This window comes from Parapedobacter deserti (assembly GCF_042646065.1).
Lineage (GTDB): Bacteria > Bacteroidota > Bacteroidia > Sphingobacteriales > Sphingobacteriaceae > Parapedobacter > Parapedobacter deserti.
In genome coordinates, this window is sequence record NZ_JBHRTA010000060.1 from 46,544 (window position 1) to 73,250 (window position 26,707).

Genomic DNA, 26,707 nt, shown 5'->3' on the forward strand with positions numbered 1-26,707 from the left:
GATCAACCGATGTCTTAAACTAGATTAAGAAAACCGGGTTGTAAGTTTGCTATCCAAAAATTGTGTATCTTTGCAGCACCCGAACGCATAACATGAGTGACGCAATTAAACACGAGTGCGGTATCGCACTAATTCGCCTGCTAAAACCCCTATCATATTATCAGGAAAAATACGGTACACCATTATATGGTATCAATAAGCTGTACCTATTAATGGAAAAGCAGCACAACCGGGGCCAGGACGGCGCCGGTATTGCCACGATCAAATTGGATGTGAAGCCCGGCAATCGTTACATCAGCCGCTATCGTTCCATGGCGCCAAATGCCGTAGCTGACATCTTCGAGTACGTGCAGAAGAAATTTGCTACCGTGCAGCGCGCCTATCCCGATCGGTTTGCAGATAGTAAATGGCTCAAGGATAATGTCAGCTTTACCGGTGAAGTCTTGCTGGGCCACCTACGATATGGAACACACGGCAAAAATAGTATTGAAAGTTGCCATCCGTTTCTGCGCCAGAATAACTGGATGACACGCAATCTCGTCATTGCAGGGAATTTCAACATGACCAATGTGGATGAGCTGTTGGAACAACTTTATGAATTAGGCCAGCATCCCAAGGAAAAAGCGGATACGGTAACCGTGTTGGAAAAAATTGGCCACTTTCTTGATTCCGAAAACCAGGAACTGTTTGATAAGTTCAAGAAGCAGGAATATAGCAACGTCGAGATCAGCGCCTTGATCGCGGAGCACATAGATGTGGCCCGCATCCTGCGCAAATCGGCCAAAACCTGGGATGGGGGGTATACCATTAGCGGAATTATCGGGCATGGCGACGCCTTCGTCATGCGTGACCCCGTAGGTATCCGGCCTGCGTATTACTATGTCAATGATGAAGTTGTGGTGGTGGCTTCCGAACGGCCTGCCATACAGACTGCTTTCAACGTGCCCTTTGGCGAAATCAAGGAAATCCAACCGGGTTATGCACTTATCGTAAAAAAAGACGGCACGATTACAGAGGAGATGTTTCGCGAACCTGTCGAGAAAAAGTCATGTTCGTTCGAACGCATTTATTTTTCCCGGGGCAGCGATGCTGCCGTTTACCGGGAGCGTAAATACCTCGGCCGCCTGCTGTGCCCCCAAATACTGGAAGCGGTCAACTATGATATTAAAAATACCGTATTCTCTTATATCCCCAATACGGCCGAAGTTGCGTTCTATGGGCTTGAAGAGGGAATAAACGAATATGTACGCAAACTTCAGAAGGATACGCTGCTCAACCGGGCTGACAAAATCTCGGATGAAGAACTGAATGAGATGCTTAGCATTTCGCCCCGATTCGAGAAATTGAATATCAAAGACGCTAAGTTACGGACGTTTATTACCCAGGATTCCGACCGGCAGGATATGGTACAGCATGTGTATGATACGACCTATGGCATCGTCCAGGATCACGAAGATACCATTGTAGCCGTAGATGATTCCATCGTGCGGGGCACGACACTCAAGCAAAGTATCCTGACTATTCTCGATCGCCTGAATCCCAAGAAAATCATTATCGTGTCGTCGGCCCCCCAGATTCGGTATCCCGACTGCTACGGCATCGATATGTCTCGGTTGGGCGAATTCGTCGCATTTGAGGCAGCAGTATCTTTGCTATACAAGCGGGGAATGGGCCATGTGGTAGAGGAAGTTTACCGGAAGTGCCTCGCTTCGCTGGAGATGCCCAGAGAAGAAGTGCAAAATTACGTGAAAGCCATCTACGAGCCGTTTACGGATGAGGAGATTTCCACGGAAATTGCCGGTATCATCCGGGGTAACCGGATCAAAGCGGAAGTGGAAGTGATCTACCAACGGCTGGAAAACTTACATGTTGCGTGTCCTGATCATAAAGGAGACTGGTACTTTTCCGGCGATTATCCCACTCCGGGCGGCAACCGTGTGGTCAACAGGGCGTATATGAATTGGGTGGAAGGAAAAAATGTAAGGGCGTATTTCAGTGCATAGAAGGCTTCCCGCTAAAAAAAGCTTTTACCTTTTTCTCATCCACTTCCATTTGATCAATCAATTCCTGCATGCTCTCAAACCACTGGTCATGCCGGATAAAATGGAGAAATTTTACACGTAAAATTTTTCCATAAATATCCTCGTTGAAGTCAAACAAGTGCACTTCGATGCTCCTGCTTACGCCGTCTACTGTCGGTCGGGTGCCGATGTAGCCCATACCTTTGACAATATGTTCTGCAAGAGCGGGCTGATACGGACCTGTTCTGATCTCCATTGGTTCGATGATGGCGGCTTCTACGGCATAGATGCCATAAGCCGGTATCAGCTTGTGCGGTTCCTGTACTTGAAGGTTGGCTGTGGGATAACCTATGTTACGGCCCAGCTGGTTGCCGCGGATCACTTTGCCGGTCAGCTGAAAGGGATATCCAAGGTACTTATTAGCCGCGTCAATGTCTCCTTTGATGAGTGCTTCGCGAACTTTTGTCGAGGAAACCGCAACGTCGTTGATATCCTGCTCCGGAATTTGTTCAACAGTGTAGCCATAGATTTCCGCGTGGTCGAGCAAATCCTTCAGTGATCCCTGCCGGTCCTTGCCAAAGCGGTGATCATATCCAATGACGATTTTCTTGGTGCCGATTTTACCGATAAGCACATCCCGTATATATTCCTCCGGCGACTGGTTGGAAAAGTCACGCGTAAAGGGCGTGATAATAAGATGATCTATACCCGCGTCAGCCAGCAGCTGTACTTTCTCTTCAATATCGCTGATAAGCCGCAAGCTGTCGTCTTCCGGATGGAGGATCATGCGCGGATGTGGAAAGAAGGTAAGCAAAACGGTCTCTCCGTTGATCGCCTTTGCAGATTCCTTCAGCGTGCTCAATATTTTCTGATGGCCCACATGCACCCCGTCAAAGGTACCAATGGTTACCACAGCACGATCCAGCGGGACGAAGTCCTCAAGGTTTCTGTATATCTTCATGCGCTGCCACTAAGCTAACGTCCTTTATGTGTTTCACCAAATCAGCTACCTGCCACGCATCTTCCACAAGAAAAGCTCCGATCCTCGTTCTCCGCAAACCGCTCAGGTGTGCGCCATTGTTCAATGCTTTCCCGAAGTCATATGCCAGCGACCGGATATACGTGCCCTTACTGCAAACTACCCTGAAGCTAACCGCAGGGAGTGCGATGCTTGCAACCTCGAATTCACGGATAACGACCTGTCGTTGTCTGACTTCCACCACCTCTCCGCGCCTCGCTTTTTCATATACACGCTCACCATCCATTTTTATTGCCGAATGAGCCGGGGGAGTCTGCAGGATTTCACCCACGAAAGAAGCAGCAGTTTCCTTGATCTGGTCATCGGTGATGCCCGTTAAGTCGAATCGCTGGTCGATCTCCTGCTCTAAATCATAAGAAGGGGTGGTGGCACCCAAGGTAATGGTACCGGTATATTCTTTTTCCTGTGCCTGGAATTCGTCGATCCGTTTGGTGAATTTGCCCGTACAGATCACCAAGAGCCCTGTAGCCAACGGGTCTAGCGTACCCGCATGGCCCACTTTCACTTTCAGGGGCTTGATCGCATTCCGGATTTTCCGGACAACGTCAAAGCTGGTCCACCGAAGCGGTTTGTCAACCAACAGTACTTCGCCTTCAGCGAAGTTGAACGCACGCTTTATGCGATTTTCCATCCGTGTCAGATAATCTGCAAGCTGTGCCCGCTGAGCAGCAGGATGATGATGGTGCCACCTACAATGATCCGGTACCAGCCGAATACTCTGAAACCGTATTTAGTAACAATGCCAATGAATGTTTTAATCGCAATGATGGCTACAACGAAGCCGACTAGATTGCCGATAATCAGCTGGTTGATCTCCGTTCCGCTAAGCTCATGGCCATCACCGAAATGGTCCCTCAGTTTTAGTACAGTAGCACCGAACATCATGGGTATGGCAAGGAAAAATGAAAACTCAGCTGCCGCCTTTCGTGTAAGATGCTGTGTCATTCCTCCCACAATGGTACTCCCTGAGCGTGACGTGCCTGGTATAAGCGCTAAGCATTGGAAGAAGCCGATTTTCAACGCCTGCCAGTAGCTGACATCGTCTGAATCGGCGATGGTTGGTTTGTTGAACCAGCGATCTACAAATAGCAGGATAATACCGCCGATTACCAGGGTGATGCCAACCACCATAGGACTTTCCAGCAGCCCGTCGATCTCGTCACTGAACAGAAAGCCGAGTATCGCTGCAGGAACCGCAGCTACAGCCAGTTTGTAGTAAAAGCCAAGCGAGCGGAAAAAACGACGGTAGTACAATACCAACACCGAAAGGATGGTGCCCAGTTGGATGGCGATGGTAAACAGCTTGACAAACGGCGTTGGCGAAACGCCCATGAGTGCGGTCACAATAATCAGATGGCCGGTTGACGAAACCGGCAAGAACTCTGTGAGGCCTTCGACGATGGCCAACACAATTACTTCAATTAATGTCATTGACTGTTATCCGGTTTTTTCGGTTTTATTAGAATAGATACGACACCCAAGGCAAAGCCGATGACAACCACCAGGGGGGCCAGTGTGATTTTGGTGAAGCTATAGATATCTTCCGTACCTGTCATCAGGGCAAAGCCGAGGATGACCACACCAATGCTCACTAAAAAGAGCTGATAATTCCGTTTACCAAATACGAAAGAAACTTTTTGGGGTGCTTGCGTTTTTTTATATGAAGACATAAGCTGTGTTTATCTGTACAGTTCGTTTGATTTCAGTCGTAAATATTTGCTTACGGCAAAATACGTGCTCAACCCCGAAATGAGAATGCCTAACAGCGCCACAATCACAAATATGGCGATAAACTCGAGCCAGTTGCGAAGAAATACCAGTTCGGGGATTTCCCGCTGTCCGAGATGCAGGGTCAGCAGCAAGAGTAAGATGGCGATCAGCGCTCCCAGCAACCCATGGAGAATGCCATATCCCAAAAAAGGCCGCCTGATGAATCCTTTGGTGGCACCAACCATCTGCATACTCTTGATAAGGAAGCGCTGCGAGTAGATCGCCAGCCGAATCGTGTTGTTGATCAGTGCAACCGCGATAATAAGCAATAGCGCAGTGAAACCCAGGATCACGATGCCGATTGTCCGAATATTTTTATTGACTATATCAATGAGTGACTCTTGGTACACCACTTCCTTGACCATATCATTGGTAGACACTTTTTTTATGAAGTTCTCGATGCTATCGGTGTTGGCATATTCGGCTTTCAGGTAAATGTCAATGGATGAAAGCAGCGGATTGTGCCCGAGAAACTGCACGAAATCTTCCCCCAGCTCCTCGGAGAGGTTCTTGGCCGCCAGTTCTTTGCTAATGTATTGTGAGCGTAAAACATAAGGATCCGACTCCAGCTTCTTCTGATAGGCCAGTACGTTCCCTTCGCTCACCCCATCGTTCATGATGATATTCAGAACGATGTTCTCCCTGACGTAATTAGACAGGTTCTTGGCGTGCACAAGCAACAGCCCCAACAACCCAGTCATCAGTAATACTAACGCAATGCTGATAACGGTTGAGATATATACCGACTTCGTCTTTTTCTTGGATGTACTTGCTTCGTATACGTCCATTTACCGATCTATTTGCTGCGAAAGTAGTAAATTGGGTCGATATATGTACTATGCCTAATGCAAAAAATGCAATCGACCCTATATACGAAGAAACGCGGTAGCTGTGAAGTTATTGCCATCCGCCCCCTAGCGCTTTGTACAGCGAAAGTTTGGTAATAGCACTTTCATGTCGGGTTTTAACCAGATTGATCTCTGCATCCAGCGCATTCCGCTGTGCGGTGACTATGTCCAGGTAAGACGCACGGCCGGCCTTGAACAGTTCATGCGCCGCGTCTACAGCCCGCCGTAGTGCTGTCACTTCCTCGATGTTGTGCACGTAGCGCTGCTGGACGTATCGTTGCGCTGTCAGACCGGTTTGCACTTCTTTCCACGCGTTAAGCACCGTTTTCTCATAGTCCAGAAAAGCGACGCCGTATTCCGCCTTGGCCGTTTCATAGGCAGACCGGATTGCACGCTGATTGAACACTGGTGCGACAAGTCCCCCCAACAGACCATAAGCGACGGATGTTGGAGCTGAGATGAGTCTGTCAAGCGCGAACGCTTGGAAGCCTACATAAGGTGAAAGTACCAGTGACGGCAAGAATTCGGCGCGGGTGGCGTTTATTTCTTCGCCGTGTGCGAGCAACTCAAGTCGGGCTTTGCGAACGTCCGGCCGGAAGGACACTAATTGCGTGGGTATGCCAGGAATGACCGTATCCGTTGCCGCTACGGTCCATCCGGCGGTGTCTCGGCTAATTGGGCCGCCGAAACGGCCTAGCAGGAAGTTTAACTGGTTCTCTGTTTCGTTGATCCGCTGAAGCACCTCCTGTTCCAGCCCTTTGGAACGGTGTACCGCCGCAGCGAACTGCTGTATGCCTAATTCGTCGGCCCTCCCGGCGTCTTTCTGTACCCTGATGATAGCCAGCGCCTCCTCTTGCAATTGGATGTTGCTCCGTAAAATCGCCAATTCGCTATCTAACGCCAGCAAGTCATAGTAAGCAGAAGCAACCTCTTCGATGAGGGCAGTCTTCACCAGGTGACGTCCTTCATACGTGGCGAGGAAGCGCTGGTATGCGGCCCGTTTCCGGTGCTTTAGTTTGCCCCACAAGTCAATTTCCCACGATGTGCGGAAGCCGATGAAGTAGTCAGGCAGCGGGTCAGGTAATTTCTCATCCTCTTCCAGGTTTTCGGAAAAATTTGTGTCATAATTGCCAATTCCGTCCATGGTGTAAAACCCGTATTTTCGGAGGCCGGCCTCTGCCAGGGCCTCAACCGAAGGAAAAAGCCTCGCACGGCGCATCCGAAGATTGGCCTGAGCGATCTCGACGTGCCGTAACGCCCGGCCCATATCAGGGTTGTTGAGCAATGCCTCATCGATCAGGCCGATCAGGTGGGGGTCGTCGAAGAAGTCCTGCCAGGGGGTGTATGCCGTGTTGGCTGTATCGGTGCGGCCCTGGTAGGAAGCCGGCAGTATACGATGTTTCAGATCGGTAACCGGCTTGCGGGTTGCACAACCCGACAGCAGTCCAAGCGCACACACCAGCAGCAAACCTGCCGTTCCAGTCTTGATCACTTTCTTCTTGCGCAGGGAAGTGAAAAGTACGTAAAGCCCCGGGATCACAATCACACCGATGATGGTGCCGACGACCATTCCGCCCACGGCCGTTGTCCCGATGGAACGATTGCCCAGCGCACCTGCGCCGGATGCCATGGCTAAGGGAAGAAGGCCCGCAATGAAGGCAAACGATGTCATCAAAATCGGCCGGAGGCGCGCCACGGATCCTTCGATCGCAGCCTGTAGCTGAGTAGCCCCCTGTTTGTAGCGGAGAATGGCGTATTCAACAATGAGGATTGCATTTTTGCCGAGAAGCCCGATCAGCATGACGAGTGCGACCTGTGCGTAAATGTTGTTCTCCAGGCCCAAGAGTTTGAGGAATAGAAAGGCTCCGAACACACCAGCAGGTAGCGACAGGATTACGGGCAGCGGCAGCAGGAAGCTCTCGTACTGTGCCGCCAGAATGAGGTAGACGAATAGCAGGCACAGCGCGAAGATGTAAACAGCCTGGTTGCCCGAGAGAATCTGTTCGCGTGTCATGCCCGACCATTCGATGCCATACCCTTGCGGTAAGGTGGCTGCGGCGATCCGTTCCACAGCCTCGATCACCTGCCCGGAGCTATAACCCGGGGCCGCATCACCGCTGATGAGTGCCGAACTGAACATATTATACCGGGTCACTTGTTCAGGGCCGTATACACGTTCCATCGTGATGAATGCAGAATAGGGAACCATTTCTCCGGTGTTGTTTTTTACATACAGTTTCAAGACGTCCTCTGGCTTTTCGCGGTATCCCGGTCCAGCCTGTACCATCACTTTGTATAGCTGGCCGAAGCGGATGAAATTCGTGGCATAAAAACTACCCATCAGTGTTTGCAATGTAGTCATCGCGTTTTCGACGCTGATGCCTCTTTTAGCCGCCATATCATAATCTACTTGAATGAGGTATTGCGGAAATCGCGGGTCGAACGTGGAGAACGTGCCGCCTACCTCGGGTGCTTTTTCCAGCGCGTTTAGGAACTCTTCCAGCACATCGGCGGTGCGTTGCAGGTCGTCGGTACCCGTGCGGTCGAGCAGGCGGAGCTCGAAGCCGCTGGAATTGCCGAAACCCGGTACGGTGGGCGGGGGGAAGTACTCAATGCTGGCATCCATGAGATGACCGGTGTTTTCGCCAAGCCACTCGATTACGTCTGCCACGGATTGCTTACGTTTGTCCCAGGCTTTAAGATTGATCATTCCCATGCCGTATGAAGCGCCGGTCACCTCCGTCACGATGCTGTACCCCGCAAGCGTTGATACGGTTTCCACAGCTTCATGCTGCCGGCTGATCGAGTCGATCTGGTTCAACACGGCAATCGTGCGGTCTACCGTTGCTCCCGGTGGCGTTGTGACGTTTACATATATCATCCCTTGATCTTCCGTGGGAATGAAGCCGGAGGGAAGAATACTGTTGATTCCCCAAGTGGCTGCAAAGAATGCAGCTAGTAATGCGAGCGTTACTGCGCGGCGACCTGCAATTTTGCCGATCAGGCCGGCGTAGCTGGAAGACACCTTGCCATACCACTTGTTGAATCGCCGGAAAAACGAGGCCAGCCAGCCTTTAGGAGCGGGCTTATCATGTGGCGATTTCAGGATGAGCGCACATAGTGCCGGGGTCAGCGTAAGCGCATTGACACCGGAGATAACGATGGAAGCGGCCAACGTGAGCGAAAACTGCCGGTAAAATATCCCCACGGGACCTGAAAGAAACGCCACCGGCACAAATACTGCCGACATCACCAACGTAATAGCGACCACTGCTCCGCCGATCTCCTTCATCGCGGCCAAAGTCGCTTCCATCGGGGGCAGGTGCTCCTCCTCCATTTTCACGTGGACGGCTTCCACAACGACTATGGCATTGTCGACCACAATGCCGATGGCCAATACCAAAGCAAATAACGTAAGCAGGTTGATGGAAAAACCGAGCAGCTGCATGAAGAAAAGGGCGCCTACAAGACATACGGGCACCGCCAATGCAGGAATCAGCGTGGAGCGAAAGTCCTGAAGGAAGATAAACACAACAAGGAATACCAACAGGAATGCCTCTACCAAGGTACGCACCACCTCGCTTATCGACGCGTCAAGAAAGCGGGACACATCATAGCTGACCGTGTATTTCATGCCGGGTGGAAACGATGATGCTTTCAGCTCTTCCATTCGCCGTTTGACACTTTCGATCACCTGCTGTGCGTTTGATCCGGGAAGTTGTTTCATCATAATGGAAGCCGAGGGGCGTCCGTCTGTTCGCGATTCCATCTCGTAGTCCAGTGAGCCGAACTCTACATCGGCAATATCTTTTATGCGGAGGATGGACCCATCGGCATTGGCGCGGATAGGAATCTCCCGGTATTCTTCCGGTTCGGAGAATTTTCCTGGATAGCGCAATACGTATTGCTGCATATTGATACGTTGGTCTGAACCGATACCGGTCTGCCCGGGCGCAGCCTCGACGTTCTGGGCGCGAAGGGCGGCAATGACCTCTTCGCTGGAAATATCGTATGCCGCCATCCGGTCCGGTCTAAGCCATACTCGCATCGCGTAATCGCGCATACCCATGATCTCAGCGAAGCCCACACCTTCAATGCGTTTCAGTTCCTTCAGGATGTTGATGTCTGTGAAATTATAGATAAAGCGTTCGTCGGCCGTAGGATCATCGCTGAAAATGTTGAGGTACATCAGCATACTGTTTACCTCTTTTTCAGTGATTACCCCCGCCCGAATGACCTCCTCAGGCAATTCGTCAAGCACGGTCATCACACGATTCTGTACGTTTACCGCTGCAATGTCGGGGTCAGTGCCTACCTTGAAGAACACTTGGATGAGCGTGGTGCCGTTGTTGGTGGACACCGAAGTCATGTAAGTCATGCCCGCCACCCCGTTTATGGCACGTTCCAGCGGAATCGCTACTGCGTCGGTACACACTTCGGCGTTGGCACCGGTGTAGTTGGCGGTGACTACCACCGACGGCGGAACGATGTCGGGAAACTGGGTAACAGGAAGGGTAAAGAGGGAAAGCAATCCCAATAAGGTAATAAGCAACGATATGACCAGCGACAGTACCGGTCGTTTAATAAATGTCTCAAGCATGTCCGTATTCTGAAAAAAATAACGTGTTTTATGATACTCGGGTCGTTTAGTTGGCAGCAGTGGCTATGCTGTGGCGGTCGCTGGAGGGAGCGATCTGCGGAGCGACCTTCATCCCGTCCCGAAGGTTTTGCACACCCTCGAAAACAATCTTATCATGGGCATTCAGGCCGTCTTCCACTAAGTAGTAATGTCCTACGCGCAGCCCAGCCTTGAACGGGACCATGGTGACCGTGCTGTCCTCGCCGACCTTGTATACATATGTGCGATCCTGAATCTCAAAAACCGATTTCTGATGGACGACCAAGTTCTGTCCATGCTGCATCGGTACGCTCACCTTGCCGGACGCCGCGTGCTTGATCAGTCCGTCGGGGTTGGGGAACAGCGCGCGAAGTGAAATCGTGCCCGTGGTTTCTTCAAATTCATTTTCGGCAAATTCGGCTTTCCCTTCATGGGGATAGACCATGCCGTTGGCCAGGGTAAGTTGCACCGGCATGCTGGGATCGGCGGTGCGCACACCTTCGTTTGCTACAATGGCCAGGTACTCCTGTTCGGAAATCTCGAAATAAGCATAGACCTTACTGAGGTCGGAGATGGACGTAAGCAATGTCCCTTCGTCTAGCAGGCTGCCTTCTTTAAGGGGAATGCGGTCTATGCGGCCGGAAAAGGGGGCACGGATGGTCGTGTAGGCCAGTTGTGTCTTCGCATGCTGAAGTTGAGACTTCGCTTCCTTGATCCGCGAATCAGCTGCGCTCAGTTGCGCCTCGGCGACCTCCAGGTCAGTAGGCGAAACAATGTTCTTATCTACCAGCAGCTTTGTGCGGCCCACTTCAAGCGCCTTGGTCTTCCGGTCGGCCACGGCATTTTCCAGTACCGCTTCGGCACGGGCCAACTCTGCTCGGTACTCGGTGTCATTCAACCGAAAAAGTGGCTGGCCTTGCGCGACTTCACTGCCTTCGTCTACGTAAATCTTGTCGAGAAATCCCTTCAGCCGCGAACGTATTTCAACATTCTTATAGGCGTGGATGCTGGCCACATAGTCTTGATGAATCGTCGTGTCAAGTTCAATGATTTCTGCTACAGGCGTGTGAGGAATATTGGTCAGGCTTTCGGCTTCTTTTGCATCACCGGTGCATGCGCTGATAAAGACAGCCAGTACAATTATTGCGGGCAATGCTCGTGTCAAAGTATTAGTATTCATCGTAGTATTCAAGTTTTAGATGGTGATGTTTTCAATAACAAATCTTTATCCGAAATCGGTGGCAGTACGCCAGATTTGAAGGCTTGAGATCCAATAAAAATGGTAAACTGACTAACGTTTATCTGAAGATTGGCGTCCGGTTCAGAACGGCTTCAGCCGGAAAAGGAAACTGTAATAGCCGAGCAGGCAAGTGATTTTGGTGTTCAGTTCGAGCCGGGTAATGTATTGAAAAATATCGACAGTCTGTAGTGGGCTAAGCCCGATTTCCTTTTCGGGCGGCACAATGCTTAACCACTTGGAAGACGCGGGGCGATAGTCATCGTATTGGAAGTCATCCGACAGGCTTTCATTATCGCTGCAGGGGATTTCGAGCACGTCCTCAAGGATGATCTCGACCAACGGCGCACCATCGATGATCTGGTCGGTACCCCAACCATGCGTATGCCCCTCTTGGTGGAAGATGGTGTTGACGTAGGCAACGAATGCAAGAAAGCAAAACAATCTTGTACGCATAACCGCGAGCAAAGATAATATCTTTGTGAATCGCGGTCGAAAAATTTCATCATTTTGTTACTTGATTATGGCAAATTTAACGGTTTGATAACCTCCATTGCCTGAAAAATTGTATTTTCGCCGTTCTTATTTTAAACCGGGCGTATCATGGAATACCATCATAAAACCATCGAAAAGAAATGGCAGCAGTTCTGGGCGGTAAATCAGACCTTCCGTGTAGATCACACCACTGACAAGCCGAAATATTATGTGCTGGACATGTTTCCTTACCCGTCCGGCGCGGGCCTGCATGTGGGGCATCCGCTTGGATACATCGCTTCCGACATCTTTGCTCGATATAAGCGGTTGAAAGGATTCAATGTACTGCATCCCATGGGGTACGATTCGTTCGGTCTACCGGCCGAGCAATATGCTATCCAGACGGGCCAGCATCCGGCCGTGACAACCGAGGCAAACATCAAGCGCTATCGTGAGCAACTCGATAACATCGGGTTCTCGTTTGACTGGAGCCGGGAGGTACGCACGAGCGACCCGTCGTTTTACAAATGGACACAATGGATTTTCATGCAACTGTATGATTCCTGGTACGACAAGGCGCAAGACCGGGCGGTATCCATTGCTGGACTGGTGGCTCATTTCGAAGCGCACGGATCGGATGGAGTGGATGCGGCGTGTGACGACGACGCACTGACGTTCACGGCTGGTGAGTGGAAGGCGTTTAGCGCAGCAGAACAACACCGGGAACTGCTGAAATACCGGCTTGCCTACTTACGTGAAAGCACCGTCAACTGGTGCGCGGCGCTAGGTACTGTGTTGGCCAACGATGAAGTAATCAATGGCGTGTCGGAGCGAGGCGGATACCCCGTAGAACAGAAAAAAATGATGCAGTGGAGCATGCGTATCACCGCATATGCCGAGCGCCTCCTTAAAGGGCTGGATAGCATCGACTGGCCGGAGCCGCTGGCAGAAATGCAGCGCAATTGGATTGGCAAAAGTATAGGGGCTAGCGTGCGGTTCGCGGTACCTTCACTGGGCGAACGCCAGATCCAAGTGTTTACAACCCGCGTGGATACCATCTACGGAGTGAATGCACTGGTACTCGCCCCAGAGCATGAATGGGTGAAGGCCCTCACCACTGCCGAGCAACAGGCAGCGGTGGATGCCTACATCGCACAGACCAAGAAGAAGTCGGAATTGGACCGCATGGCCGATGTTAAAGCGGTATCGGGCGCTTTTACCGGTAGTCATGCTATCCACCCCCTAACGGGCGAGGAAGTGCCCATCTGGATTGCGGACTACGTATTAGCTGGCTACGGTACTGGAGCCGTAATGGCCGTGCCGTCCGGCGACCAGCGCGATTACCTGTTCTCCACCCACTTCGGGTTGCCGATCATTCCCATCTCGGATGCCCAGCAACTGGACGGGCAGGCCGATCCCACCAAGGAAGGCCGCTATATCAATTCTGGCATCATCAACGGCATGACCTACAGCGAAGCCGTAGCCACTCTCATAGCAAAGCTGGAAACCATCGGCGCCGGCGAGGCTACCATTACCTACCGGATGCGCGATGCGGTGTTCGGCCGCCAACGCTATTGGGGGGAGCCGGTGCCGGTTTACTTCAAAGACGGACTGCCCCAGCTTATCGACGAGGGCGAATTGCCCCTATTGCTGCCAGAGGTCGACAAGTACCTACCCACTGAAACCGGTGAACCACCGCTGGGCCGTGCAAAAGACTGGAAATACCGCGGTCAGTACGATTATGAACTCAGCACCATGCCGGGCTGGGCAGGCTCCAGCTGGTATTGGTACCGCTATATGGATGCACGAAACGACGAGGCATTCGCGTCCAGAGAAGCCATCGATTATTGGCGAGACGTAGATCTCTACATCGGTGGTTCGGAACACGCCACTGGTCACCTGCTTTATAGTCGATTCTGGAACAAATTTCTAAAAGATTTAGGATATGTATCCGAGGAAGAGCCCTTCAAGAAGCTGATTAACCAGGGGATGATCCAGGGACGGAGCAACTTCGTATACCGCGTGTTAGATGAAGCGGGTAAAGGTACCAATACGTTCGTTTCTCAGGGATTGAAAGATGAGTACCGCACCATTGCGTTGCATGTTGATGTAAATATTGTCACTAATGACGTGCTTAACCTTGATAAATTCCGTCAGTTACGGCCGGATTTTGCCGATGCGGAATTTATCCTCGAACACGGTAAATATATCTGCGGCCACGAAGTGGAAAAGATGTCGAAGTCTAAGTACAACGTGGTCAATCCCGATGACATTATTGAGCAATACGGTGCCGACACCCTTCGTATGTACGAAATGTTTCTGGGTCCACTGGAGCAGAGCAAGCCTTGGAATACCAACGGCATAGAGGGCGTGTATAAGTTTCTGCGCAAGTTCTGGAAGCTGTTCCACGATGCTGAGGGCAACTTTGCGGTGAGTGATGAGGCCCCCAGCCGGTCCGAACTGAAGGCGCTGCATAAGATTATTAAAAAGGTTGAAGACGACATTGAGCGATTCTCGTTCAACACATCGGTTTCATCGTTCATGATCTGTGTTAACGAACTGACCGATCTGAGGTGCAACAAGCGCGCCATCTTACAAGACCTTTGCATTGTGCTACATCCATACGCGCCCCACATCACCGAAGAGTTATGGGCATTGCTGGGCAATGAGCCGGGAGCGCTCGCATACGCCAACTATCCGGTATTCAATCCCGAATACCTGGTAGAAAACGAATTTGCATATCCGATATCAGTAAACGGGAAAACACGGATGAACCTGACGCTGCCGCTTGACCTGGAGCAGCCGGAAGTAGAGAAAGCCGTGCTGGCCAACGAAGACGTGCAACGCTACCTTGAAGGCAAGCCGGTGCGTAAGGTGATTTACGTGAAAGGGCGGATTGTAAATATCGTGGTGTAACGGTTCAATCTCCAGTTACTGTTATTGGCATATGCGGTATTTTCAGGAAAGTAGTAAAATTTACTACCTTAGCACAGCAATTCGCTTTAAGACCAAAAGTACACATATGAATAGAAAATTATACCTTGTTGCAGGCGCTTGTTTGTTGTTTATCACCAATATAGCTGCTCAAACCAAGCGCTTGGATTTAGAACAATCGCTCGGCCTTAAACCTTCACTCACCAAGTCAATCAATACCATACGTGGCTGGGCAGATGAAATGCATTACATCGAAGTTGATGCGACCAGCCGGGAACAATCCCTGGTGCATGTCAAAACCGGAGCCCGCACGCCATACACACCACCCCCCAGTAGCGACGTTGAAGTGTATGTCAAGGACAACGATATCTACATCCGCGAGGGTGGAAACTCACCTCGGCAGCTTACACGGTCACCTGAAACCGAAGAAAAGAACCCTACGTTGTCACCTGACAATCGATACGTGGCCTTTACGCGCGACAACGACCTGTACGCCGTGCGCGTAAGCGATGGAAGGGAAATCCGATACACGTCAGACGCCACCGACGTGATCTACAACGGATGGGCGTCATGGGTCTATTTCGAGGAAATTCTGGGGCGTGGCAGCCGGTATAAGGCGTTTTGGTGGTCGCCGGACAGCAAAACGTTGGCGTTCATGCGGTTTGACGACACCAAGGTGCCTATGTTTCCGATTTATGGCTCCAGCGGTCAACACGGATATCTCGAGCAAACAAGGTACCCGAAAGCCGGCGACCCCAACCCCGAGGTGAAGGTCGGGTTTGTGCCCGTAGAGGGCGGTGATGTGGTGTGGGCGGATTTCAATGAAAAAGACGACCAGTATTTTGGTCAGCCTTATTGGAGCTTCGACAGCAGCAGCCTAATGGTGCAATGGATGAATCGCGATCAGACCATCCTTAAATTTTTTCAGGTAGACCTTTCCACAGGTTTGAAAAAGGAAATCTACGACGAGCGTCAGGATGCTTGGATAGATTTGAGCCATAGCGAACGTATCACCTATCTAAAGGATAATAAGCATTATATCCTGAAAAGCGACAAAACAGGTTGGGCGCACTACTACCTCTATACATTGGACGGGGCGTTGGTCAACCCCATTACCGAAGGCAGGTGGCAGGTGTCCACCTTGGAATTGGTCGATGAAAAAAATAAGGTGATTTACTTCACCGCCCGCAAGGAGCACTCAGCAACCGTAGACCTGTACAGCGTCAGCTACAACGGCAAGAACCTTAAACGCCTTACATTCGGCGACTATACGCACCAAGTGTCCGTGGCACCCGACGGCAGGCATTTCATCACCATGTACTCGAATGTGCACACCCCGACGAAAGTTGCATTGATGGACAATAAAGGCAAATTGATCAGGGAATTGGCAGATAGTAGAGCCGGCGATTTCGACGACTATATTTTTGCGAAGACGGAGTTGATCACCATCCCCACGCCTGATGGTTACCAGCTACCGGCAACGATCACCTGGCCTACTGATTTTGACGAAACCAAGCCCCATCCCGTCATCTTCAGTATCTATGGGGGACCGGATGCTGGTTCAGTCCGCAATACCTGGAAGGGCACGGCTAATCAGCATTGGGCTAATGAGGGGATTGTCCAGATCAGCGTAGACCATCGGGCTTCCGGGCACTTCGGCAAGGAGGGGGTGGCACTGATGCACCGCAAGCTTGGGCATTGGGAAATGGAAGACTATATCACAGCGGCCGAATGGTTGAAAAGCAAACCTTGGGTAGCCAACGATAAACTGCTGATTACCGGCCATAGCTATGGCGGTTATCTGACCTGTTTGGCCCTGACAAAGGGCGCTGACTATTTTGACTACGGCATTGCCGGGGCACCAGTCACCAGTTGGGAGCTTTACGATACCCATTATACCGAACGATTCATGGACACGCCGCAAGAGAATCTTGAAGGATACAAAAACGGCTCGGTGCTTACTTATGTAGACAACTACAAAGGCGTATTGCGCATTTTGCATGGCGACATGGATGACAATGTTCACATGCAAAACACCATCCAGCTGGTAGACGCACTGACCGACCGCGACATGCCGTTCGAACTGATGATTTATCCCGGTAGCCGGCACGGTTTTTCCCGGGAAAAGTCGGCGTACGACCGCAAGGAGCGCTACCGCTTTTATTATCAGTATTTACTGGAAAAGCCAATGCCGGCAGCGCTGAAATAAGGACAAATACCTTTGCCATTGAATGGAAAATAAGCTGATTAACCCACAAAAGATTAACCTCCTGCTGGTGGATGATCACCAGCTTTTCGTCGACGGACTGCGGTCCATCCTTGAAAACCATCCGCGTTTTACCGTATGGCGCACTGCCCGTGATGGAAGAGAGGCTTCTAGCTTTTGCAACACCACAAACCTGATGTCATTGTCATGGACCTGATATGCCGAAGATTGACGAGCAGCAAGCGGCTGCGAAAGCCCTGTCGATGTAGCCGAACCTGAAAATTCTCGTCGTCTCCATGTATTACACCCCATCGTTGCAGGCATCGTTGCGCGCCATCGTTGTAGCTGGTTTCATGCCTAAAGATTCTGATGCCATCGTGCTTACCCGTGCTATTTAGGAAATCTACCGCGGGGGCCAATATTTTGAGGCACATGCTGTGCACGCTTCCGCACTGAACGAAGACACTCATAAACGCATACGGCAAAAATACAACCTGACCAAGCGCGAGGTGGAAATTATGCGGCAGGTCCGGCAAAACAAAACGACGCTGGAAATCGCTGAGCAGCTTTTCGTCAGTCCGCTAACAATCGAAACGCACCGAAGAGATATCCGTACCAAACTGAATATCAAAGGAAACAATGGTCTGCTGCTTTTTGCCCAGCGGCATCTGGATATCTAAACCAATGTTACGGAGGCAAATGCCGAAAAAAGATATGTCCTTTTCTTGGATAATTTTTTCTAATCGCTATATTTGCAGTCCGAAAAAGCGGGGGTTTAGCTCAGCTGGCTAGAGCGCTTGCATGGCATGCAAGAGGTCACCGGTTCGAATCCGGTATCCTCCACTTGAATATAAGGCACTTATGAATATCCATAAGTGCTTTTTCGTTAAGAACCCTTTAGGAGAATTCTTTGGAATCATTTAACGTGTCCGAATCATTCAACGCGTCGCTCACCTGTAGGGTTTTAACGTTGATCCACTCTTAGCTTTCTCATTAATATTCGTAGTACTTATAATGATTTAATGTGTACCTTTGCAAAGGTCTTCACACTGAATTTTATGCAGATTGCGGCGTGGTCATTGGGACCGCCCGAAAAACCGTTTAACGGAGATAAGCGGCCTGTGATATGCAGCCGAAAGCCATTGTGCACTTTATTGCAAAATATGTGATGATTAACTATTTTAATATACTTCTTTTGCCAACTAAAATGGCAACTAATTTATGACCGAGCTACAACAGGTGTTTGACGAGTCGCCTATTGCCATATATACATGTGACCATAATGGCTATGTTACGTTTTATAACAGAGCCGCCGTCGCTTTATGGGGAAGAGCACCCCAAATCGGGAAGGATCTGTGGTGCGGCTCTTGGAAAATTTATTTTCCTGATGGCCGACCAATGCCGTTGGATACCTGCCCAATGGCGCTGACGCTCAAAGAGCGTATACCGTATGAAAACCGCCGGATTACCATAGAAAGGCCTGACGGTTCTTTCAGGAACCTGAGGGTGTTTCCGCGACCGCTATTTGATAGCAATGGTAGGCTGACTGGCGCGCATAACACGCTGATAGATGTTACGGAAACCCACGAGCAGGACATCCGCAATGCCATGCTCGCCGCCATTGTGGAGTCTTCGGATGATGCAATTATCAGCAAGAACCTGGACGGAACAATCACCAGCTGGAACCGTGGCGCCGAGCGGATTTTTGGCTACAGCCAGGATGAGATCATCGGAAAGCCCATTACCACCCTAATCCCGCTTTCCCGCAGGAATGAAGAACACCGAATTATAGACAGTATAAAAGACGGAAGGAAGGTCGATCACTTCCAGACCATGCGATGTCATAAAGCGGGGCATGAAATCATTGTGTCGCTGACGGTATCGCCCATAAAAGATGCAAATGAGAACATCGTAGGTGCGTCTAAAATAGCGCGCGACATCACCGATCAGGTCAAGGCGCAGGAAATAATCAAAAGATATACCGAGAACCTGGAAACCTTAAATGCGATAGGAAAGGGAATTTCCGAAAAATTGGACATCGAAGCGATTCTACAGCGTGTAACCGAGGCAACCACAAAAATTACCGGCGCTGCTTTCGGGGCTTTCTTTTATAACATTGATGCTGTTGAGCATGAAGCATTTACCATATATGTGACATCTGGTATACGCCCAATTTCGTTTGAGAAAATCTCCATCCCGCGCAATCTGGCTATTTTCCACCCAACATTCAAAGGCCAAGGTGCGTTACGTCTGCATGATATTACGGGAGACCCGCGCTTCAGTGAGTATCCGACTCATTTCGGATTGCCCGAGCAATATCCCCGTGTTGTCAGCTATCTATCGATGCCGGTCATTCTGAACTCGGGAATTGTGATTGGCGGCTTGTTCTTTGGGCACCCCGAGCCTGGCAAATTTACATCAGAACACGAAGACATCATAGGCAGCATCGCTTCACAGGTGGCAGTAGCGCTCGACAATGCACAGCTATTCGAACGGGTCAGATTGCTGAGCGCCCAAAAGGACGAGTTTATCGCGATAGCCAGCCACGAACTGAAAACGCCCCTGACGTCCGTAAAGGGATTTTTGCAGGTATTGACAAAGCGTCAACAAAATGATGTAGAACGGCGCTTCCTTGAGAAGTCACTGATTCAGGTCGAGCGGTTGAATACCTTGGTAGACGATATGCTAAACATGTCAAAGATTGAAGCCGGCAAGCTCGAGTTTAATATCGAAACCTTTGATATGTCGGACCTGGTCCAGGATATTGTTGGAACGTTTAAGCATACCCATGCAACGCACAAAATAGTAAGCGAAGTTCCGCCGGCCCCCGTCTTTGTCGAAGCCGATAAGCAACGGATCGAACAAGCAATGATCAATCTGATAGGCAATGCCATTAAATACTCTCCTAATGCTGACCTTGTAAATGTCAAGCTGTTCAGATCAAATGAATCACTGACCTTCAGCGTTGAGGATTATGGAATTGGTCTTACTGAAGAGCAGCAGCAAAAGGCTTTCCTAAGATTTTATCGCGCCGACGGAAATAAGGGAATCAGCGGCTTGGGGCTAGGATTATACCTAACCAAGCAGATTGTTGATCGGCATGACGGCAGTTTGAAGGTCAGTAGTAAATTTGGCGCGGGATCTACTTTTTACTTTACGTTGCCGCTGTCAAGAAGTAAGCAATAGCCGCAAAAGGCCTCATTTCTTTTTGCATTCTTGTAATTGGCTATGAGAAGCGGAAACTTTATCCCACCTTTGCAGTAAGTTTTCGTCAATCCAAATGATTCAGTTTCTGAAGGACAGTACATTTGCCGTAAATGACGTGATCAACCGGTCGCTGGACCTGCTGAGGAAATACTATTTCTCCATCGCAGGACTCTGCTTTTTGCTGTTCCTTACATCTAATACGTCTGGGATTCTCGCTTTTTATTTTAATGAGGTAAATGCATTTCTCAGCGTCGTTATGGCTTTTCTGTTTGCTGTCCTGTATTTCGGCACGCAGCTGACGCTGTTCAAGTATATTTTTACGCTGATCGACAAGAAAGAGCGTGTGCACTTGACAGGTACCATACCAAGCACTAGAGAACTGCTATACTTTTTTACCGGCATGTTCAGTATCACACTGCTCGCATTGTTATTTTACTTCGTTATTTCCCTTGTGGCGTTTCCGTTGGTTTATGCCCGCGTAGACGTGTCGCTTATGGTCAACATTGCCCGTGCAATTTCGGCAGTAGTGATTTTTATTTTCCTGCTCAGGGTGGCATTTTACCCGTTCTTTATCATTGAACGGCAAGCCGGCCCCTTCAGGGCGCTACGGCTGAGTTTTGCGCTCACCAAAGGAAATGTGACCAAGTTGTTGCTCATATTGGCATTTTTTGCCATTTTGCACCTTTTATATTTGTATTTCAACTATACGGGATTTCCGATGGTGTCAACGGTACTAAGTTTGGTCAATTCATTTTTGGTGGGGCCGCTGTCGAGTGTCGTTATTGCGGTAGCTTACCGGGATATGATGGCCGACTATCATGGCGGGGACGACCCTCGGGTAATGAAAAATATCATATAGTTTGTCGTCAGTAATCAGCGGGCAAGTAACGTGTGAGTAAGCGGAGAGCGCAAAAAAGCAAACAGTCATCGCAGAAAGCCAGAAACACAGAAGACAGAACGCGTTTTGGAAAAGAAGAAACAAATAGCCATACTGGGTGCTACCGGCAGCATTGGTACGCAAGCATTGGAAGTGGTGCGGGCTTGTCCCGAACGATTTGAGATCCGGATGCTTAGTGCCGGCACGAATTCGGACTTGCTGATCAGGCAGGCGATCGAGTTCCGGCCGAAAACCGTGGCTATTGCCGATGAACGAAAATACCATGAAGTGAAGGCGGCTTTGTCAGGTGTACCAACAACGGTGTTCGCAGGCCGCGATGCCATGGAAGAGGCCATCCAGCACAGCGGAGCAGACATCGCGATCAGCGCACTGGTTGGCTTTGCAGGTCTCGGACCGACACTGGCGGCCATTGAGGCAGGGATGGACGTAGCATTGGCAAACAAGGAAACGTTAGTCGTAGCTGGCCAGTTGGTAATGGATTTAGCAGCCAAACACGGGGTGAAGCTCCTGCCGGTAGACTCCGAGCATTCGGCCATCTTCCAATGCATCGTAGGGGAGGAACATAGTGTTATAGAGAAGATATACCTTACCGCATCCGGCGGACCTTTCCGGGGGAAAAGCCGGGAGTATTTATCGACGGTGAGCCAAGAGCAGGCCCTGCGCCATCCGAACTGGGTGATGGGCGCTAAAATCACCATAGACTCCGCCACGCTGATGAATAAAGGCTTGGAGGTGATCGAGGCAAAATGGCTGTTCAAATTGCAGGCACGACAAATTGACGTGATCGTGCACCCGCAATCCATTGTCCATTCACTAGTGCAATTTGGCGACGGCAGTATAAAGGCACAGTTGGGGCTTCCCGACATGAAATTGCCGATACAATATGCGCTCACCTATCCCGATAGGGCGAAGAGCAACTTCAAACGGTTCAATTTTGCCGAATTTCCAGCGCTTACGTTTGAGCAGCCTGACACCGGCACGTTCCTTAACCTGGCGCTGGCTTACCGGGCATTGGAGGCAGGCGGTAGCATGCCCTGCGTACTTAACGCTGCCAATGAAATAGTCGTGGCAGCGTTTTTGAAAGGAGAGGTCGGGTTTCTCCAAATGAGCGACATCATCAGTGAAACCATGGAAGTCTGCGAGCACATCGCCGTACCATCATTGGTCGATTACGTTGAAGCCGACCGGAGAAGCCGGGAAATCGCAGCTGGTCTGGTAACAAAAAGTAAAGGAATATATCAAATAGCAAAATAAATTAAATGGGTGTATTGGTAATGGTGGGGCAAGTGTTACTGGGCTTGTCCATATTGATTGTATTGCACGAGCTCGGACATTTCCTGGCAGCACGTGCATTTGGGATAAAGGTTGAGAAATTCTATTTGTTTTTCGACGCGTGGGGCGTCAAACTGTTCAAGTTTAACTACAAGGGTGTGGAGTACGGCATCGGCTGGCTGCCGTTGGGCGGGTATGTGAAGATAGCCGGAATGATCGATGAATCGATGGACACAGAGCAGCTGAAGGGGGAGCCGCAACCCTGGGAGTTCCGTTCTAAGCCTGCGTGGCAGCGCCTGATCGTGATGCTGGGAGGTATTATCGTCAACATCATCCTGGGTATATTTATCTTCTGGATGCTTACGTTCAAACATGGTGAAACATACGTAGACAACACAAAATTGGTGAACGGTATCACACCGGGCATTATCGGTGAGAAAATTGGACTCCAGCCAGGCGACCGAATTACGGAGATCGATGGCCAACCCGTGTTGCGGTTTAATGACCTGGTCGGCGCGAAAGTGCTTATGGGAAACACGAAACTGACCGTGGAGCGCGGTGAGAAGACCATATTCATTACGGTGCCGGGTGACATTATGAATGACGTGGCCGATTACGACCGCAACGAATTTGTCGAGCTTCGGCACCGTACTATGGCTGTAGACTCGGTGGTTGCGGGAAGCGCCGCGGAAAAAGCGGGCCTCCGCCGCGGAGACAGCATTCTCGCGGTGAATGGAGAGGCGGTGCCTTTTTGGGATCAGTTGAAGAGCAAGATCGGCAGCCATGCCAAAAAAGAGGCGGAGCTATTGGTTTTTCGGGGAGGAGACACGGCTACCATCTATGCAAAGGTTCCGGAAGAAGGCACGTTGGGTTTTTATTTCAATCGGGATACCGACTTCCCCTACGTCACTACACACTATAGCCTACTCGAATCGTTGCCCATCGGAGCTTCCAGAGCATGGGAGATGCTCGTGGTCAACGCACAGGGTCTGGGGAAAATTGCGACGGGTGAGCTGCGGGCCGACAAAGCGATAGCCGGACCGGTGGGTATCGCAACGATGTTCGGTTCGGAGGTCGACTGGGTAAGATTCTGGACCTTAGTGGGCGTGCTGTCCATGGCACTTGCCCTGATGAACCTGCTGCCCATTCCGGCGTTGGACGGTGGGCACGTGGTGTTTTTGCTGATCGAAATGATACAGGGCAAGCCGTTGAGCGAGAAGTTCCTGGAAAAAGCACAAATTGCGGGCTTTTTCATCCTGTTGGCTTTGATGGTATTCGTCTTTGGCAACGATATCATGAAAATCGTGAATAAATAGCATGCGTTGTAGAATCACAAAAAGCAAAATAACATAATGGAAAGACGTCATTTTATCAAACGAGCCGGTGCAGCAGTGGCTGTCGCCGGAGCAGTAGGAGGAATGCTTGCCGCATGTGCCCCTTCAACATCCAATCAAAACACGAGTGAAACCACTGAAAAACAAGAAACCTCAACGACAAACATGGAAAACAAAGAAGTAATCGCGCACTATGTGCTATTCTGGCTCAACGATGGGCTTTCTGAACAGGAGATCAACGATTTTGCCAATTTTTTCGAAGAGCTGAAAACCATTCCCGGTATTAAGTCGCTGCACTACGGACGTGCAGCCCAGACCCATCAACGAGACGTGGTCGACAACAGCTTTACGTATAACCTGCTCGTGTACTTCGATACGATGGACGATATCGACACATACGAGACACATCCTATCCACCTCGAAGCGATCGAAAAGTATTCCAAATTCTGGAACAAGGTTGTAGTGCACGACTCGTGGCTGAAGCAGGCGGTAGCAGACTGAGGGGGAAAGTTGGACGGAAAGCAGCGTAAAGATATTTATCCCGGGCTGGAGGTGGCCATTATCCTCAAAAAGGACCAGCGTACGGGAAAACGCACCGAAGGGGTGGTAAAGGATATCCTCACCTCCGCGGCTTATCATTCACGCGGCATCAAAGTGCGGCTTGAAGACGGACAAGTAGGGCGTGTGGTTGAAATTTTCGGGTAAAGCAGGCGTAAATTCAGGCGCCTGCTTTCCAATCATCCCTCTTTGATTTTTGCACCGTGACATGCGTCGCAGCCATTTATCCCGCATTCAAAGCAGGCAGTCACTGATTGCTTTGCGATTAGCGGCTTATGCCCCGGCTGTGTGATAAATCATAACGGTTATACCCACACAAGAAGTAATAAAAAAGTAACTGAAAACGCTTTCGTGCAGCAGCGGATGCGCCTGGGCATGGCGTTCCTCAATCCGCTGCGCGCCATCGTTGCTGAAAGCTGGTTAGGCCACGGCGCAGGTAATAAGAGCAAGGCCTTCGGTCAAGCGCTCAAAAAGCTGATGCAGGATGCTATTGAAGGCCACTATCCGGAGCAACACATTGTGCCCGGGCGCGTGATGATAAGCGCCGGCATGTTGCCTTCGCTGCAGATCGGCGATGTGGTGCTCAGCCCGGAGGTATTGGAAATCTATTTTTCCAGCGAAGAAAATCCCATGGCCAAACCGGCCGACCAAGTGGTGCTGGTCGTGTATAGCCCGGAAAAAGGTATTGCCGGCCGGAACACCGACGGATGCATCCGCAGCAGCGGATACCTGTCCGTGCCGCTGCCCCCGCAGCTCCGGGACGCCCCGTTTCACGTGTACCTATTCGTGCACAGCGCAAATAAAAAGCAGTACAGCAGAAGTATGTACGTCGGGTCCTGGGAGGGGCGTAGCCAAACCGTTCTAACGACTGCATGTCTTCAAAAAAAATTGTAAGATACTTTAAAAATCCGTACCTTTGTCCCTCGTGAATTTTGACGTACAATGCTGCATGACTGAATCCCCAAAGCCCGGCAATCCTTCCGGAGCATTTGGTTTTTGTAGTTGTTTTAGCCCGTTTAGGGCTTTTTTTATGCATGTACGTTTTAGCATTTTTCCAAGCAACGATCAAATTACAATAACAACGAATGACAAATTACAGTAAACTTCCGGCAGTATTGTTACTGGAAGACGGGACGGTGTACTATGGCAAGGCGGCGGGGAAGATCGGTACCACGACGGGCGAGATCTGTTTCAACACCGGAACTACCGGTTATCAGGAAATTTTTACTGATCCCTCGTACTACGGGCAGATTATGGTCACGACCAATGCCCATATCGGCAATTACGGAATCGCGGGAAACGAGTCGGAATCTAACAAGATCCAAATCGCTGGGCTGGTCTGCAAGAATTACAGTGTCAACTACAGCCGCAAGATGGCCGACTCTTCTATACAGACGTACTTCGAAGATGGCAACTTGGTGGGTATTTCTGACGTCGACACCCGCTCACTGGTTCGCCATATCCGCGATAAAGGGGCGATGAATGCAATCATTTCGTCGGAAACGCTGGATGTGGATGTGTTGAAAAAGCAACTCGCACAGGTGCCTTCCATGGCCGGTCTGGAGCTTTCATCGAAAGTGACTACGGAGACCCCGTATTACTATGGAAATGAAGATGCGCCGCTCAGGGTAGCGGTGCTGGATCTGGGCATCAAGAAGAATATCCTCCGAAACTTTGATGCCCGTAAAGTATATGCCAAGGTGTTTCCGGCAAAGACCACATTTGCTGAAATGGATGCGTGGGGAGCCGACGGCTATTTCATCTCCAACGGGCCGGGTGATCCGGCAGCTATGGACTACGCCATTCAGACGGTCAAAGACGTCCTGGCCGCCGATAAACCGCTCTTCGGGATATGCCTTGGGCATCAGCTGCTGGCCCTGGCGGTAGATATACGCACGCGGAAAATGTTCAACGGTCATCGCGGTATTAACCATCCGGTGAAAAACGTGATCGCAAACCGCTGCGAAATCACCAGCCAAAACCACGGATTCGGCGTGGTGGCTGACGATATCAAGCAATCCGACAAGGTGGAGATAACGCACGTGAATCTCAATGACCAATCGATCGAAGGCATACGGGTGAAAGGCAAGAAAGCGTTTTCCGTACAATACCACCCCGAGTCGTCACCCGGGCCGCACGACTCGCGTTACCTGTTTGACGAGTTTGTCGGACTGATGGAAAAGGGGGAGCTTATATTGGAACGGCAATGATTTTTATGTAATTTTGACCGGTAGCCGCCGTGGTGTATGTTTTACACTATCGGAGGTAGCTATAAGTAACGAACGTTAACC

The 26,707-nt window shown here is 50.4% G+C and carries 21 protein-coding genes and 1 tRNA gene; 14 read left to right on the forward strand and 8 right to left on the reverse strand.

Features of this window, described 5'->3' with window-relative positions; genetic code table 11:
* The first annotated feature begins 92 nt into the window (after window positions 1-92).
* The gene (locus ACFOET_RS19085; protein WP_379025671.1) at window positions 93-2,003 is read left to right on the forward strand and encodes an amidophosphoribosyltransferase; all 1,911 of its coding nucleotides are present in this window, start codon (window positions 93-95) and stop codon (window positions 2,001-2,003) included.
* On the opposite strand, the gene ACFOET_RS19090 is transcribed toward ACFOET_RS19085, so the two are convergent.
* The 8 genes from ACFOET_RS19090 to ACFOET_RS19125 form a co-directional block, all read right to left on the reverse strand.
* Window positions 1,993-2,982, reverse strand: a complete 990-nt coding sequence (locus ACFOET_RS19090) for a bifunctional riboflavin kinase/FAD synthetase (RefSeq protein WP_379025673.1) — start codon at window positions 2,980-2,982, stop codon at window positions 1,993-1,995. The two genes, ACFOET_RS19085 and ACFOET_RS19090, sit on opposite strands and share 11 nt — an antisense overlap.
* Window positions 2,960-3,691, reverse strand: a complete 732-nt coding sequence (gene truB / locus ACFOET_RS19095; protein ID WP_379025675.1) for a tRNA pseudouridine(55) synthase TruB — start codon at window positions 3,689-3,691, stop codon at window positions 2,960-2,962. The genes ACFOET_RS19090 and truB overlap by 23 nt, the downstream gene beginning before the upstream one ends.
* A 5-nt stretch (window positions 3,692-3,696) precedes the next feature.
* Window positions 3,697-4,491, reverse strand: coding sequence for an undecaprenyl-diphosphate phosphatase (locus tag ACFOET_RS19100; protein ID WP_379025677.1), 795 nt, complete (start codon window positions 4,489-4,491; stop codon window positions 3,697-3,699).
* The gene (locus ACFOET_RS19105) at window positions 4,488-4,730 is read right to left on the reverse strand and encodes a DUF3098 domain-containing protein (protein ID WP_379025679.1); all 243 of its coding nucleotides are present in this window, start codon (window positions 4,728-4,730) and stop codon (window positions 4,488-4,490) included. The genes ACFOET_RS19100 and ACFOET_RS19105 overlap by 4 nt, the downstream gene beginning before the upstream one ends.
* 9 nt (window positions 4,731-4,739) lie before the next feature.
* Window positions 4,740-5,618: a cell division protein FtsX gene (locus tag ACFOET_RS19110; protein WP_379025681.1), complete on the reverse strand. Its 879-nt coding sequence runs from the start codon at window positions 5,616-5,618 to the stop codon at window positions 4,740-4,742.
* A 109-nt stretch (window positions 5,619-5,727) separates the two neighbouring features.
* Window positions 5,728-10,278 carry an efflux RND transporter permease subunit gene (locus ACFOET_RS19115; protein ID WP_379025683.1) on the reverse strand — a complete coding sequence of 1,517 codons (4,551 nt, stop codon included), beginning with the start codon at window positions 10,276-10,278 and terminating at the stop codon, window positions 5,728-5,730.
* Between the two features lie 46 nt (window positions 10,279-10,324).
* Window positions 10,325-11,476 (reverse strand): efflux RND transporter periplasmic adaptor subunit, encoded by a 1,152-nt coding sequence (locus tag ACFOET_RS19120; RefSeq protein WP_379025685.1) that lies wholly within the window; start codon window positions 11,474-11,476, stop codon window positions 10,325-10,327.
* A gap of 141 nt (window positions 11,477-11,617) precedes the next feature.
* A complete protein-coding gene (locus ACFOET_RS19125; protein ID WP_379025687.1) occupies window positions 11,618-11,989 on the reverse strand; it encodes a hypothetical protein in 372 nt (123 codons plus the stop codon).
* 147 nt (window positions 11,990-12,136) lie between these two features.
* On the opposite strand from ACFOET_RS19125, the gene leuS reads away from it, so the two are divergent.
* From leuS to carA, 13 genes are all read left to right on the forward strand, one after another.
* Window positions 12,137-14,923, forward strand: coding sequence for a leucine--tRNA ligase (gene leuS, locus ACFOET_RS19130; protein ID WP_379025689.1), 2,787 nt, complete (start codon window positions 12,137-12,139; stop codon window positions 14,921-14,923).
* 106 nt (window positions 14,924-15,029) lie between these two features.
* A complete protein-coding gene (locus tag ACFOET_RS19135) occupies window positions 15,030-17,150 on the forward strand; it encodes a S9 family peptidase (RefSeq protein WP_379025691.1) in 2,121 nt (706 codons plus the stop codon).
* A 22-nt stretch (window positions 17,151-17,172) separates the two neighbouring features.
* Window positions 17,173-17,364, forward strand: coding sequence for a response regulator transcription factor (locus tag ACFOET_RS19140; protein ID WP_379025693.1), 192 nt, complete (start codon window positions 17,173-17,175; stop codon window positions 17,362-17,364).
* Window positions 17,365-17,584: 220 nt separating this feature from the next.
* Window positions 17,585-17,827: a response regulator transcription factor gene (locus ACFOET_RS19145; protein ID WP_379025695.1), complete on the forward strand. Its 243-nt coding sequence runs from the start codon at window positions 17,585-17,587 to the stop codon at window positions 17,825-17,827.
* 89 nt (window positions 17,828-17,916) lie between these two features.
* A tRNA-Ala gene (locus tag ACFOET_RS19150) sits at window positions 17,917-17,990 on the forward strand.
* A gap of 378 nt (window positions 17,991-18,368) precedes the next feature.
* A complete protein-coding gene (locus ACFOET_RS19155) occupies window positions 18,369-20,333 on the forward strand; it encodes a sensor histidine kinase (RefSeq protein WP_379025697.1) in 1,965 nt (654 codons plus the stop codon).
* Between the two features lie 94 nt (window positions 20,334-20,427).
* Complete coding sequence (locus ACFOET_RS19160; protein ID WP_379025699.1) at window positions 20,428-21,213, forward strand: beta-carotene 15,15'-monooxygenase; 786 nt, start codon at window positions 20,428-20,430, stop codon at window positions 21,211-21,213.
* Window positions 21,214-21,318: 105 nt separating this feature from the next.
* Window positions 21,319-22,506 (forward strand): 1-deoxy-D-xylulose-5-phosphate reductoisomerase, encoded by a 1,188-nt coding sequence (locus ACFOET_RS19165; protein WP_379025701.1) that lies wholly within the window; start codon window positions 21,319-21,321, stop codon window positions 22,504-22,506.
* 5 nt (window positions 22,507-22,511) lie between these two features.
* Entirely contained in the window at window positions 22,512-23,840 is a 1,329-nt protein-coding gene (gene rseP / locus ACFOET_RS19170) for an RIP metalloprotease RseP (RefSeq protein WP_379025703.1), read from the forward strand.
* A gap of 36 nt (window positions 23,841-23,876) precedes the next feature.
* Window positions 23,877-24,359 (forward strand): Dabb family protein, encoded by a 483-nt coding sequence (locus tag ACFOET_RS19175; protein WP_379025705.1) that lies wholly within the window; start codon window positions 23,877-23,879, stop codon window positions 24,357-24,359.
* A gap of 9 nt (window positions 24,360-24,368) precedes the next feature.
* Complete coding sequence (locus tag ACFOET_RS19180; RefSeq protein ID WP_379025707.1) at window positions 24,369-24,563, forward strand: YwbE family protein; 195 nt, start codon at window positions 24,369-24,371, stop codon at window positions 24,561-24,563.
* 141 nt (window positions 24,564-24,704) lie between these two features.
* Entirely contained in the window at window positions 24,705-25,310 is a 606-nt protein-coding gene (locus ACFOET_RS19185) for a DUF6266 family protein (protein WP_379025708.1), read from the forward strand.
* A gap of 191 nt (window positions 25,311-25,501) precedes the next feature.
* Window positions 25,502-26,626, forward strand: coding sequence for a glutamine-hydrolyzing carbamoyl-phosphate synthase small subunit (carA, locus tag ACFOET_RS19190; protein WP_379025710.1), 1,125 nt, complete (start codon window positions 25,502-25,504; stop codon window positions 26,624-26,626).
* Window positions 26,627-26,707: the final 81 nt, after the last annotated feature.